Origin of the sequence: Flagellimonas crocea, from assembly GCF_033441595.1 — a bacterium.
GTDB lineage: Bacteria > Bacteroidota > Bacteroidia > Flavobacteriales > Flavobacteriaceae > Flagellimonas > Flagellimonas crocea.
Genome location: NZ_JAUZVX010000007.1, coordinates 23117 through 36330, shown reverse-complemented (window position 1 = coordinate 36330; position 13214 = coordinate 23117). Strand labels below are relative to the sequence as shown.

10 protein-coding genes are annotated in these 13214 nt (G+C 41.6%); 2 read left to right on the top strand and 8 right to left on the bottom strand.

The window, feature by feature from the left end; genetic code table 11:
• Nucleotides 1-55 precede the first annotated feature (55 nt).
• Nucleotides 56-4027 (bottom strand): response regulator, encoded by a 3972-nt coding sequence (locus SD449_RS18475; RefSeq protein ID WP_318312721.1) that lies wholly within the window; start codon nucleotides 4025-4027, stop codon nucleotides 56-58.
• Nucleotides 4028-4651: 624 nt separating this feature from the next.
• Here SD449_RS18475 and SD449_RS18470 point away from each other — a divergent pair.
• Nucleotides 4652-5833 (top strand): GAF domain-containing sensor histidine kinase, encoded by a 1182-nt coding sequence (locus tag SD449_RS18470; RefSeq protein ID WP_318312719.1) that lies wholly within the window; start codon nucleotides 4652-4654, stop codon nucleotides 5831-5833.
• Nucleotides 5834-5862: 29 nt separating this feature from the next.
• Here the strand turns inward: SD449_RS18470 and SD449_RS18465 are convergent, their stop codons facing one another.
• The 7 genes from SD449_RS18465 to SD449_RS18435 form a co-directional block, all read right to left on the bottom strand.
• Nucleotides 5863-6492, bottom strand: coding sequence for a flavin reductase family protein (locus SD449_RS18465; RefSeq protein ID WP_318312717.1), 630 nt, complete (start codon nucleotides 6490-6492; stop codon nucleotides 5863-5865).
• A gap of 227 nt (nucleotides 6493-6719) precedes the next feature.
• Nucleotides 6720-8174: an alpha-L-fucosidase gene (locus SD449_RS18460; protein WP_318312715.1), complete on the bottom strand. Its 1455-nt coding sequence runs from the start codon at nucleotides 8172-8174 to the stop codon at nucleotides 6720-6722.
• A gap of 307 nt (nucleotides 8175-8481) precedes the next feature.
• On the bottom strand, nucleotides 8482-9045 hold the full coding sequence (locus SD449_RS18455; RefSeq protein ID WP_318312714.1) for a type 1 glutamine amidotransferase domain-containing protein: 564 nt from the start codon (nucleotides 9043-9045) through the stop codon (nucleotides 8482-8484).
• 23 nt (nucleotides 9046-9068) lie between these two features.
• Nucleotides 9069-9368 carry a ribosome hibernation-promoting factor, HPF/YfiA family gene (hpf, locus tag SD449_RS18450; protein ID WP_318312713.1) on the bottom strand — a complete coding sequence of 100 codons (300 nt, stop codon included), beginning with the start codon at nucleotides 9366-9368 and terminating at the stop codon, nucleotides 9069-9071.
• Nucleotides 9369-9679: 311 nt separating this feature from the next.
• Complete coding sequence (locus SD449_RS18445) at nucleotides 9680-10084, bottom strand: hypothetical protein (protein WP_318312711.1); 405 nt, start codon at nucleotides 10082-10084, stop codon at nucleotides 9680-9682.
• Nucleotides 10084-11472: a hypothetical protein gene (locus SD449_RS18440; protein ID WP_318312710.1), complete on the bottom strand. Its 1389-nt coding sequence runs from the start codon at nucleotides 11470-11472 to the stop codon at nucleotides 10084-10086. Before SD449_RS18440 ends, SD449_RS18445 begins: the two co-directional genes overlap by 1 nt.
• A gap of 6 nt (nucleotides 11473-11478) precedes the next feature.
• Nucleotides 11479-12087: a hypothetical protein gene (locus SD449_RS18435; protein WP_318312709.1), complete on the bottom strand. Its 609-nt coding sequence runs from the start codon at nucleotides 12085-12087 to the stop codon at nucleotides 11479-11481.
• Nucleotides 12088-12439: 352 nt separating this feature from the next.
• Here SD449_RS18435 and SD449_RS19215 point away from each other — a divergent pair, with 352 nt between their 5' ends.
• Entirely contained in the window at nucleotides 12440-12778 is a 339-nt protein-coding gene (locus SD449_RS19215; RefSeq protein WP_404828081.1) for a DUF4249 family protein, read from the top strand.
• Nucleotides 12779-13214 lie beyond the last annotated feature (436 nt).

The following is a 13214-nucleotide window of genomic DNA, read 5'->3' as shown; positions in this document are numbered from 1 at the left end:
GGTTTACCTACTTAAACATAAAATCGTGGATTAAATTGTACGAAACACTGATAATTTACGATATTTTTTGTAGGAGAAATTTTACCATAACTTTTTTCAGGGTCTCATATACGACAGGTTTTGTAACGTAGTCATCCATTCCCTGTTCCAAGCAGCGCTCTTTTTCGCCCTTGATGTTCCTTGCGGTAAGGGCAATGATGGGAACATGACCCTCGGATTGCTCTAGTTCCCTAATTTTTTGGGTGGCATCAAAACCGCTCATGACAGGCATTTGAATGTCCATAAAAACAATATCGAACGGTTCTTTTGTGAAGCATGCCACGGCTTCCGAACCATCGTTGGCCTCGACAATCTTACACCGGGGCACTATTTTTTTGAGAAGCGTAGTTGCCAAAAACCTGTTTACCGGATTGTCCTCGGCAACAAGAATGGTGGGTTCCAGAAGTTCCAGTTCCTTGTCCCCTTCGGGTTTGGCAACCTTGGCCTCACCATTTGGGTTTAAGGCTCCAACTTTGCCCAAGACGGATTGAAGATCTTGGGACATAACGGGTTTGGAGATATTGAACTTCACCCCATATCGGTCACAGGCCTGTTTGATGCCCACATCTTCAATGGAGCTGTGCAACAACATTATGGGTAGCTGTTTTTCATCCATTTCAAACTTTTCCCGAACATGTTGCATTACTTCCACACCATTTAAGTAGGGCATGTTGTAATCAAGAATCATCAAATCAAAGTCCGATTGTTTTTTTAGGACTTCCAATGCCTCGATGCCGTGCTCTACCAATACCGATTCAATATGGTACAACTTTAACATTTCCCGAAGAATGATCCTATTGTTTTCGTTGTCATCGACCACCAGCACCTTTTTTACCTGTGATTTCAGTTGGCTTTGTCCCTCGGCACTTTCCTTCTCGGTTTCAAATTCAACCACAAAAGAAAACACGCTTCCCTGATTGATCTTGCTTTCGACCTTTAAGGAACTGCCCATGAAATTGAGAAGGCGGTTGCTTATGGTGAGTCCAAGCCCGGTTCCTCCAAATTTTCTGGTGGTAGAAGCATCTTCTTGATCAAATGCACGGAAAATCTTGTCCAGGTTGTGCTCGGCTATCCCCACCCCAGTGTCCCGTATGGAAAACGCAAAGCACTTTTTGTCCTTGTTGGATCCCAATTCCGGTCTATGTCTGACTTTTAATTCAACTTCTCCCTTGTTGGTAAACTTTACCGCATTGCCCAAAAGGTTGGTAAGTATTTGGCGTAGGCGAACGGAATCCGCATAGATAAAACGGTCTATTTCTGGGGAGATATCCAACAATATTTCAAGGCCTTTGGCATGTGCCTGATGCTTTACAATATCCATGGTTTGGTCACAAAGCTCGATCAGGTCTGTTTTTTCAATGTTCAATTCCAACTTACCCGCTTCAATTTTAGAAAAATCGAGCACATCATTGATAATGTCCAAAAGGTGGTTTGCCGAATTATAAACGGTTTGCATGTACTCGGACTGGCTTTCGGACAATTGGGTTTTCATCAAAAGATCGGTAAACCCGATAACCCCGTTAAGAGGGGTCCTGATCTCGTGGCTCATATTGGCCAAAAATTCAGATTTGGATTTACTGGCGGCCTCGGCTTTTTGTTTTTCCTGGATCAGTGATGTTTCATACATTTTCATTTTTGTGATGTCCTGTAGTATGCCATAAACCTTTCCATCAAGTTCCGAGTTTCTTGTCCTACCAATAATTCTCACCCATTTTTGCTTGGAATCCGCTGCAGTTATTTGCAATTCCATATCAAAGGAATGCGATTCTTTAAGGGACCGTTGAATGGCGGTTTCCAGTTTTTCCGCATCTTCGTCGGCATAAAAGGAAAGTATCCCCGCTAAATTTGGTTCGTGATGGGGTGGGATGGCATAAATCTTTTTGGTTATTGCACTACAACCCAGTATATCCCGAGCAGAATCGTATTCCCAACTCCCAATTTTTGCTATCTCGTTGGATTGATCCAGCATATCCTGCAAGCGCAAACGTTCCATGATATTTTCCTTGAACTGGGTAATGTTGGCCGTGAACATGAGCAATCCGCCGACTTCGCCCGGTTTCTTGTACCAGGGCTTCACTTCCCATGTAATCCACTGCTTGGAACCGTCGGCCCTTTCAAAAACAGCTTCATCACAGGTATTTACGGCTCCGTTCAGGCACTCCTGATGTATTTTTTTCCAATCATCGCCTATTTCCGGAAACACCTCATAATGAGACCTTCCAATTACGCTTTCGTTAATATGGTAATCTTCGAGCCATTTTTTGGATGCCGCCAAGTACACCATATTTGTATCGAACATGGCTATTGCCGTGGGCGCTTCATCAATGAACATTCTATTTTGTTCCGTGCTCGCTTCCAGGGCAAGCTCGTAGGTCTTCTGTTCGGTAATGTCCCAATTGGTTCCCAGCATTCGCACCACCTCACCTGCCTCGTTCAAGTGCACCGATCCCTTTGCCCTTATATATCGTATGGTCCCGTTCGGCCAAACAATCCTGAAATCCCCAGCGTAGGTGGTCTTTTTCGCAATAGAGTCCTCAAGCACCTTTAAGAGTCTATCTATATCATCCTTATGGACCAAATTGGCCCAGATGGAAAATTTGATAGGGTGCTTTTGCTTGTCCAAACCATAAATATTGTACATGGTATCGTCCCAAACAATGGAACCGTCTGCAATATCATAGTCCCATATTCCAATGATCGAGGCATCCAAGGCTGCCAGAACTTTATCGTTTGCCTTTTTAAAATTTTTTTCCGCTTGGATCCTTCTAGAAATGTCCCTGAAGGCAACTATGGTATTGTAGCCCTTTTGAGTAACAATCGAATTCAATGTCATCTCAACAGGGACTTTTTTATTTTGACTTTTGATAAAGTTCGTCTCTATAATGGAGGTAATATTGCCTTCTTCTCTATTTTCTTCTTTTGAAGGACCAAAAAATGAAAACTCCCAAATATGGTTCCTATGGACCTCGGCAAAATCCCCGGTCACAAAATGGTTTATGTTTTTTCCTTCTAGATCGACCGTATCTAAGCCAAAAGATTTTTTCATCAACGTATTGGAAAGCATAATGGTGCCAGATTCGTTGATCACAACTATGGGATCGGGCGTGGCATTTAAATAGGTGCTAGTGGCATGGAGTTCCTTCTCAGCAATTCTTCTATCCAGTTCCAATTTGTTTATGGTAGGAATCAGGATCATCAAAATAAAGAGCAGGGCCGAGATAAAAGCGACCTCTACCAAGGCTATGGAAAAGCCAGGTTCCAAGAAACCCTTTTTATAGGCTGTAAAGACAGCATATGAAATCAATAACGACAAAGCCGTTAGTTGAAAGAACAATCGCTGCATGAGATGGTTCCCTATACCCCTACCGATAAAGAGTTCGGTAATGCCAAATTTTGGGATCATTAAGGATATGGCCGTGCTTGCCAATAGGAATCCCATTGCCGTGTGAATGTCCATGGAGGAAATAAAGTTTATTTTTTCCTCTGTTGGAATCACAAAAAAATAAGCGGTGATGGCCAAAAAGGAGAAAAAAGCAACGCATTGGGACAAATAGGCCGCCAATCGTATGCCTTTGGACTTTCCCAACAGTATCAACAACAAGGATATACCCAAGAACAAGAAAGACAATGAGGTTGCCGAGGACATCCTTCCCGGATGTTGTTTTCCCAAAAGAATACCCAAACGGTCTTCAATAAAAAATTGGTCGATCCCAAGATCAATCCCGAAAATATCCTGACTTAGGGTAATCGATACCATAATCAATAAAAGTGCATTGATCGTATGTGGCAATACAAGGTTGTAATGCTTGACAATAAGAAAAATAACTACACCCAATAGTATGAAACAAAATGCCGTATTGAATTTCATGGAAGGGAGATCCGACAGGACCCGTGTCAACGATTCAATTTGGAACATCCATCCCAATATGGCCAAAATCGATACCAGAGTGATAATGGCGGTAATAACTAATATGATCCTTTTTAGCATTTCGGGGTTTTGCTATAAGTAAGTAACGTTTTACTTACAAAATATTGTAAAAATTATGATAACAGATTTTCATACCCTTGTAATCCTTTGTGCAAAACCCTGTGGGTAATGGCCAACCAACCTACATTGCCGGACAATATAGGTATGTGACCATTCTACTTTTCAAAAACCATTTGATATAATCAGATAAGGGCTGCCACAGTGCAGTAAATCACCAACAACAAAAATATAAGTAGGCCAATGGTCAAAAAGTGCAACGATTTGTTGACATATCTAAACTTTTGGTCCGCTATTTTTGAAATGATAAATATCTGCTGTCCCAGCTGTCGAACAATTCCTCTTCTTTTAGACTAGTTTGATAAAAGGTTCTGGAGAATTCCTTTATTGTTCCAAATTTGGAGATGATGTCCCCAAAGAAGAACACATTTTTCTCAAACCTCACTTAACATTGCAGTATAGAATATCTGATATTGAAATACTTGGATTTATTCCTTTTTGGACAGGTTGTTCAAAAGGGCTTTTGAAAAGATTTTGACAAAGCGTATTTAAATTATAATACTATTCTTTCAAATAAGATAGGGCAAATTACGTTGTAACCAGTAGGTTGTAAAATAATTGTGATTAATGATGCAGAAGGATACCATGAACGCTCTTGAAGAATATAAACGGGTCAAGAAACTGAACGAACTGGATTTGGACTATTCCCAACTCCAGAGCGAATTTCAACGATTGGTCCAACTGGCCGCCCATATCACGGATACGGACATCTCCTTTATAAATCTTATTGACACTTATTCGCAATGGACCGTGGCATCCTCGGATGCGAACCTCTCCCAAATTGACCGTGAGGACTCCGTTTGTCAATACACCATCCTTGATGAAAAAATGATGGAGGTACCACACCTTGACCAAGATAAAAGGTTTAGGGACAAATCCTTCGTTAAAAACGACGGGTTCAAGTATTACCTCGGAATCCCGCTCAAGGTAAGCACCGGTGAAAACATTGGGGCATTGTGTGTAATAGATCATGGCGAAAAAAATATTTCCCTTGAAAAGAAAGAATTGCTCCAATTGATTGCCGACGAAATTGTGGAAAAATTGGAAAATCTGAAAAGATTGGAAAAATTGGAAGATGAACTCTCCAAAGCTATAAAGGAGCGCTACCAAATGGCACATGACATCAGGAGTCCTTTGGGAGGCATACTTGGACTTACCACGAACATAGACGAGGAAATGGATAGCGAGGAGTCCAAAATGTATTTTAACATGATCAACCGCTCGGTCTCCAAATTAATGGACCTAACGGATGATATCTTGGAAAAGCGCAAAAATATCCAAGAACAGAATTATTTTAATCTTTCCTCGTTGAAAGAACACTTGGACGCACTTTATCTGGTTCCTGCCCGGAACAAAGAGATACAGCTTCAAATTAGCTTTGACAGTACAAAGGATGATTTTCAATTTTCAAGGAGAAAACTTCTTCCCATTTTTGGAAACCTGATTGCCAATGCCATCAAATTTACCCCTGCCCATGGTGAAATCACCGTCACTCTTGACATTGTTGAGAAGGGTGAAATATCCTTTCTAAAGGTTAAGGTTTCGGATAACGGAATGGGCATGTCAAAAGAAAAATTAGAGGACCTGAAAAACGAAGCAATCAAGTCCAATCAAGGAACAGATGGTGAAAAAGGATATGGTTTGGGCCTTCAATTGGTTGCCGAAATGGTAAACAGTGTCAACGGAAGGCTTCATATTGACTCGAAAAAGGACGTAGGAACCTCGATTGAAGTTGAGATGCCGATTTAATGAAAGGTATTCGAGACTAAGCTAAACCATCATTCAAAATCCGGCACTTCCCCTACCCTTACATACGGGTACTGTGCAACTTTCTTTACTTGGTAGTAACTATTGAGTCCGGAAATACCGGTAGATTGGAGCTGCTCTAGATTAATATCTCCGCTATCCATGGCAGCGTCCGGTAATACGAGATGTGCAATTTCCCCAATGACCAAGGTAGTTCCATTGAAAGGAATGGGAATCATATCTTTCAGTACCATGCCCATTTTAACATGGCTCTCCTTGACAAAAGGTGCCTTAAAATCCTGGATATATTCTTCCGAAAATCCACATCGGTCAAATTCGGAAATGTGTTCGTCAAATTTAGCGGAAGTATAATGCGCCCGTTGAACAAATTCGGGATGGATATGGTTGATGGTGTAAACGCCATTTTGCTCAATATTGCGAAGGGTGTGACCGGAATCCTCTGATTTTGGCCTTGCGATAAAACCCAAAAGCGGGGGCTGACTGCCCAGATGGACCACGGAACTGAAAATGGCCAAATTGGTTACTTTGTCATCATTAAGCGTACCAATTAAGTTGGCAGGCTTTATACCTGTGATGGAATTTATGATCTTAAGACGGACGATTTTATCCAGTTCCAAAATATCCTTGTTCGAATAATACATAGCTTATAATTTATTTGCCCGCTTTACCTAAACTTCCAATTCTTGGGGTTTTATCATTTTTTTTACAACAGAAATGACCCTATTTAAAATGTAGCAGTTCATCGGGACCAACATGATAAAGGAACAAAAATAACTTTCACTTAGAAATCCCTCCTAATCCTACTAAAAACAATAACATGTAAAGCCTAACTCTCGAAAAGGCAGCGGTAAGCGACAATTTTCAAAAATCAATAAAGTTCCACGTTGGAAATGACCGGACACTCAAGTGCAGCCGTTATTTCAACCTTTATTTTGGAAGCTTCCAAACCATTAAGCTCCAAAATCCGCTTGTACCCAATGGTGGTCTCACTTGTCACTTTTTCCCAGACACCATTTTGCCAGGCCCATACATCGAAGGCAGCTACCCGCTGTCCCAGTTGTATGTGCTCTTGCAATACAAGATAGTTCAATTCCTTTTCCGACCCCAAGTCCACCATAAAAGAAGCATGGGTCACAACGTCGTCAGTTGCCCAGTATGTAGTTTCATCCCCATCATTTAAGTTTTTGGGGGCAAATCTTTCATCCATTCCTCGAAAAGAACTGGCCGTTATTTCTGCAGACCGGGCCATATCAACATCAAAAACACTATCCAGTATTTTTTTGAACCCCTGCAAAGCAGCTACATCGTTCTCATGAAACAACCCCCTGGTATCGGGAGGTATGTTCAGCAACCAAGTAGACCCTCGTCCAACCGAAGTCAGATAACGCTGGAACAAATTTTCCGGGGTTCTCACCAGGGAATCCTCCGCTTCGTGATAAAACCATCCCGGCCTTATAGATACGTTTACTTCTGCCGGAATCCAATCGCTTCCGCCCGGGGTTCCTCGTTGCAACAAATCTTCAATACCGAACTTGCCTGCGTATAGTGTATCGGGGGTTATGGTGTTCCAATTGGTCTTTCCCCCAATTCCCCGTTCGTTGCCCACCCAACGCATATCGGGACCGGCATCACTAAAAAAAAGTACACTGGGCTGTATGGAATCCACCATTTTTAACGTGGTCGGCCAATCGTAGTAATTTTGCCGATCTATGGTCCGCTCTTCCCTGGCGCCCCCATAATAACCGTCACCGCCGTTGGCCCCATCGAACCACATCTCAAAAACAGGTCCGTATTGGGTAAATAATTCTTTCAACTGGTTCCGGTAATAGGTAATGTAGGATGCTTCCCCATAATCTGACCGGTTTCTGTCCCACGGTGAAAGATAGACCCCAAATTTAAGGCCGTGCTTTTTGGCCGATTCTGAAACTGCCTTTACAATATCGCCATTGCCCGATTGGAACGGACTGTTTTTAATGGAGTGTTCCGTGTATTTTGAAGGCCACAATGCAAATCCATCATGGTGCTTTGCCGTTAAAATCACACCTTTAAAACCAGCTTCTTTCAAGGTCTGCATCCATTGATCGGGATTAAACGCCGTAGGATTGAACAGCTCTGGCGATTCGTCGCCGTAACCCCATTCCTTGTTCGTAAAAGTGTTGATGGTAAAATGAATAAAGGCATTTTTTTCCATCTTATGCCAAGCCAATTGTTCTTCAGAAGGAATTGCCCCTATCGGCTCTGGAGCATTCACTTTGGTATTTTCCTGACACGATAGTTGAATCAGAAACAATAGCAGCATAAAGATTTTGATGGTATCTCTCATTTAGTTTGGTTTATTTTTTAAGTGATTTCAGGTTGATTCGAAGGTAAAATCATATTCAAAAAGTTCATTAAAGATAGAACAATACCAATAAAAAAACCGAACTCCTGATTGTTCACCCTTGATAAGCCCTCAAATGATATCGGATGAATACAAAGCATAAAAACCCTAGTGAAGTCAAAGGGCTGAAGAGAAAGTGCTCAATTATCAATTGGGAGAGAGAATTATTCTCTTTTGCAATGGAACAGCCCATATGGGCAACAAAAAAGCCCCTGAATCAGGGGCTCTTCTAATCAAATGTGTTGATTTCTTACGCGTTCACCGTCTGTCCTCTGTGCTTTCCTTCCAAAGTCTCTTCAACGATTTTGGAAATAAAGGCGGGTAGGTCATTGGGATTTCGACTGGTCACCAATCCTTGGTCCACGACCACTTCTTTGTCTTCCCAATGGGCTCCGGCGTTAATAACATCTTTCTTTATACTCTTATAGGAAGTTACTTTTCTGTTTTCGATAACGTCGGCACTTATCAACAACCAAGGCGCATGGCATATTGCGGCAACTGGTTTACTTCTCTTGAAGAACGACTGAATAAATGATATGGCGTCATCGTTGATTCTCAGCAAATCAGGATTGATTACTCCTCCTGGCAGTACGAGACTATCGTAATCCGTTGGGTCTGCTTGGTCAAGGGTCAAATCTACCGAAACACTTTCTCCCCAATCTTTTTTGTCCCAGCTTTTAATGGTACCGCTCTCCGGTGATACTACATGTACTTCTGCACCTTTCTCCTTTAGGGCATTTAAAGGTTCGAATAATTCTGATTTCTCAAAGCCGTTTGTGGCCAATATCGCTATTTTTTTATCTTTCAATTTCATAATGTGATTTATATTTAGGGTTACTATTGATTTAATTTTTCTTTATGTTTTCTTAATTGACGTTCCAAATTATCCACGGATTCGCCAATCGCCATGACAAAGTTTTCTTTACTCGAGTCCGCGAACAAACGGGGTCCTGGAAGACTCAAACGAATGTTGCATATCTTGCCCGTCTCGTCGGAAGAGGTGTTCTCTTCCTTAAAAAAGACATCTGCCCTAATGACCATCTCGAACTTGTTTGAAAGCTTCATCAATTTTTCTTTTGCCATCGCTTCGAACCGATCGCTTTGGGCTACATTGTCGTATTCGTAAATTATGTTCATGGTCGTTTTTGTTTTTTAATCCAATACTCTTAAGCTAACATAGTTTTATCGGATTTCTTTGCTCAATAGCTTCGATTCTTGATTCAAATCAAATAGCACCAAATGGATAAGACGAAATCAGGATCACTTGATTATTTGACATCCCAATAGCGCAAACTGGATCTTAGTTTTATAGACCATCTGTAAATCACAATTTTGAATAACAAAGTTGCCGGTACATATATGTGCTGACCAGCCAAAAACATGTACTTTTTCGAATGGTATATATTAGATAAGATGAGACCCAGTTACGAGTACATAGGTTTATGGTTTCATGGTCCTTTGACGCGCTTTAACTCTTTACCACAGTTATCAGAACTGGTTGTTTTCAATATGTTGCCTTCTACCTCAATGGTTTCTTCCCGCCATGTCTCATTGCCCATGGTATTCTTCCATTTTACTTGTCCTACATAGGTTCCGGGCTTTTTTTGAGTAATATGGAACCCAATTTCGTTCAAGCTAAATCTGTACCTTCCAAGCCCTCCTAGTTTTGAATAGCGTCCAAGGACCCCTCCATTTTCATCTTTGGAAAAAGTAACGACACGTCCATCACACCCTTCCCATGACCCAATAATATCTTTGTTTGTGTAGGAAACTGGGGGATTCACAGATTTACAGCCTACCCAAAATCCGAAACTAATGGCCAACAATACGACAAGCAATATTTTTACTCTCATCAGTCCTTTCTTTGGTACTTGTCCTTCATAAATTCAAAATACATGTAACCAAAACGGTCGTACCAATCCTCAACTCCGTATTTTGCCTCACAAATGTTGAGTTCCATCATGGCATCGGCCAAGCTCTGGAGGAATTCGCCATACTTGTTATCATAAGCCTGTTCAAGATCGGTTACCGACTTTTCAATTTTTCTTCGCTCCGCTTGCCAAGCTAGCCCTCCCACTCCTCCCGGGGTAAAACCAGAAACGTCGTCACCAAAGGAAAGTGCCGCATTGGAAAAGTCCTTGGTGCATTTGTAGATGGTGGCTAATTTTTCAAATTGATACCTGATGTCATTGAGCTTTTTACGAGCATCCACATAACATTCGGCACAACCTTGGTCTTCCCCTTCCAATATTTCGCCATTATCGTCAAAGTACAGGTCCGTGCAAATGGAGGGTATGGAGGGACTTTGGGCGGGCGGAGCAGAACTGATGCACTTGCCCAACCCATTGTTGTACACATCATAGAGCATCTTTACGTTGTCCCATTGTTTCCTTATCGTGGATATGGTCTTGTCCAAATCCTTGACCACTTTATCAACGGACTTTCGTTCACTCTCCAGGATATTGAGTCGTGTATTGAGGTCTTCCATGGATGTCCTCTTGAAGGCCTCGAACTGTTCCATGGAAAGAAATTCACCCGCTTGGGCCTGGGAAAATGCTTCAAAAGGGAAGCTCATGATAAATAATAGGATCACAGTAGTGTTCTTCCCTTTTTTGCCCAGTAGCTTGCCTGCCAATAGGCCGATTACCAATAGGGCTGCACCAAGAAGAATGTACAAGATGGAATTGTTATTGCCTTTACCTGAACTTGAACCATCGGTGTTATCTGTTATGGTCCCACCACTAGATTTCAATTCGCTTGTGTTGATCGTTCTAAAGGGACTGTCCAAATAGGCCTTCTTTTCTGGACTGGCCAACACGGTAATGTTGTAAAGGGAATTGTCCGCCTTTTCCGTTTCTACCTTAATGCCAAAACTGCCCCAAGTACGAATCTTGAAGTCCACAATGCCATCCTGGGCATTGACCGTGTTCTGAACGGCCTGAACATTCTTCCAATTTTCTTTGGCCAAGCTGACTTTTAAAGGAATCCCTTCTACACTGGTCACCATCACATCAACAAAGTTGTAAAGATCATGTCCGGTCACATAGTGGTACATTACAGAATCCGTAAGCCGACTAAAGTAAACAATGCCCAATTCTCCCTCGTGGCCACTTCTGGTATCTTCAAGTAGTTTCAGTTCCACCGGATCTATCGCCTTGTCCAAAGTGAAGGGCTGTGCATGGCAACGCAGGGCTCCAATGATTAAGAAACAGACCAAAAAAAATGTTTTCACTGGTTTCATATCCGCTTATTTTTGATAATGTTCAATGAGATAGTTGGCTATAGTATAAGTGTTGGCCTTGCGCTCTTCTTTTTGCGCTTCAGTAAGTTTAGGACCGTCAGTGTTCAAGTAGCTATAACTTATTTGTATGGGATTTGCATAATTGGTATTCAACAATAACAGGAAGCCCTGCGCCGGATGTCGCTTTAAATATGTGTCCCCGGAACTACTTATCCGCATTTCTATCAACTCGTTCTTAAGTCCGCTCTTAATTTCATCGGACACAATTCCAAGATCTCCCCATTTTTCCAACCTGATTCCATAATTGACCGTAATTCCGTCGGGGTGGGTCACCTTGTACCAACAATTGCCTTGATAATTGCTCTGTTCCTCTACTTGATCGACGGTATAGCCCAAAGCCTCTGCCAACTGTTCGTTGGTAAGCTTACAATCTTCGCTAACAGTGTATAATTGTGTATAGTCCCCCTTTTGGTCAAGGTCGATATCATCACCCTTTTTAATTTTTATTTCCATTCCCGAACTTTCGGAATCCGTTTTATCCTTCTTTTCTGAATTGCCACAGGCCGATAGTAGAACTACCGCAAAGAAAATCCTAAGTAAGCTCCATACTTTCATGATTTTTTGTTTTAATGTTGTTTTATTTTGAATGTTAATTTTGCCACATCTCATCCTTTGCCCTCAACTTGTACCGGAAACCGATTTCAAACACACCGTTCATCCGTTCAATTCTCGCCGGGATTTATTTATTTTACAATTTTGATTTGCATCGGTCCGTATCCATTTCACCACGGTGCGTCAGTTATTAAAAAGGTGTGCGGCTTGAAATCATAGAGTGCCTCAGATTCTTTGTAAGCGGGCATTCTCTGTACTTTTATGGTTCCAAAGCTATGTGAAGACGTGGAGCCCAGCTTGTAACTATGTAACAAATGCTATGACATATGTAACATGGAGATGCAATTGAAAAAATATAGGTGTCCTTCAAAAGGACAGGAGGTACTATCAGTCTACTTTTCGGAAGACGGAAGGGAATATCCGTTCAATCCCGGAAAAGGTCCTTTCGCCTGTTTTCATTAAAGGTCTTAGGGCGGAATATAAAAAGGATCTGATGTACCGAGAGGAGTATGAGAGATTTATTCCCGGGCATTCCATCAGTTTGGATTTCAATGACCCCGCAGAAGCCACAAATTATTATTTGTGGGGGTTCCGATCCTTTGAGAGACCTACATATTGTCAAATATGCTATAATAGTATTTATAAGGAAACACGTTATCAAACTGCCAATATTCCCGATGGATGGGTAGAGTGAAATCAGTGGCAAGGTTTCATATAGCTTGTCAGCGAAAGCTAAACCACAGTGATGATGCCTTCTATGCAATAGGTGGCAAATGGATACTGGCCCACCTTCACAAGTTGAACATTTTACCGCTGTTCCTCCTATCTTCAAAAAAACAACCTTCTCGAATAAAACAGTAGTCGGACACCGCTGTTTTTTTAACCGACTTCTATAATCAAAAAATATGAGTTGAACTATTTAATTTGGGCACTTATGCCCTTCTTGATAAGCTGTGAAAGTTTAAAGAAGATTCATATCACATGTGACTATTTGGTTTTTGGGCATTTCAATGAAAAGTGGGAAGGCGAAAGCTGCATAGAACCCTTTAAAAGTAATGGACCATCGCTTATTTGAGGACATTTTGGGTAGCTATACGGATGAAACATTCCAGTTGGTGTCCCTAAGAAGG

Coding starts and splice junctions, on each gene's coding strand:
- SD449_RS18475 (WP_318312721.1), bottom strand. CDS start 4,027: ATGCTAAAAAGGATCATATTAGTTATTACCGCCATTATCACTCTGGTA.
- SD449_RS18470 (WP_318312719.1), top strand. CDS start 4,652: ATGATGCAGAAGGATACCATGAACGCTCTTGAAGAATATAAACGGGTC.
- SD449_RS18465 (WP_318312717.1), bottom strand. CDS start 6,492: ATGTATTATTCGAACAAGGATATTTTGGAACTGGATAAAATCGTCCGT.
- SD449_RS18460 (WP_318312715.1), bottom strand. CDS start 8,174: ATGAGAGATACCATCAAAATCTTTATGCTGCTATTGTTTCTGATTCAA.
- SD449_RS18455 (WP_318312714.1), bottom strand. CDS start 9,045: ATGAAATTGAAAGATAAAAAAATAGCGATATTGGCCACAAACGGCTTT.
- hpf (WP_318312713.1), bottom strand. CDS start 9,368: ATGAACATAATTTACGAATACGACAATGTAGCCCAAAGCGATCGGTTC.
- SD449_RS18445 (WP_318312711.1), bottom strand. CDS start 10,084: ATGAGAGTAAAAATATTGCTTGTCGTATTGTTGGCCATTAGTTTCGGA.
- SD449_RS18440 (WP_318312710.1), bottom strand. CDS start 11,472: ATGAAACCAGTGAAAACATTTTTTTTGGTCTGTTTCTTAATCATTGGA.
- SD449_RS18435 (WP_318312709.1), bottom strand. CDS start 12,087: ATGAAAGTATGGAGCTTACTTAGGATTTTCTTTGCGGTAGTTCTACTA.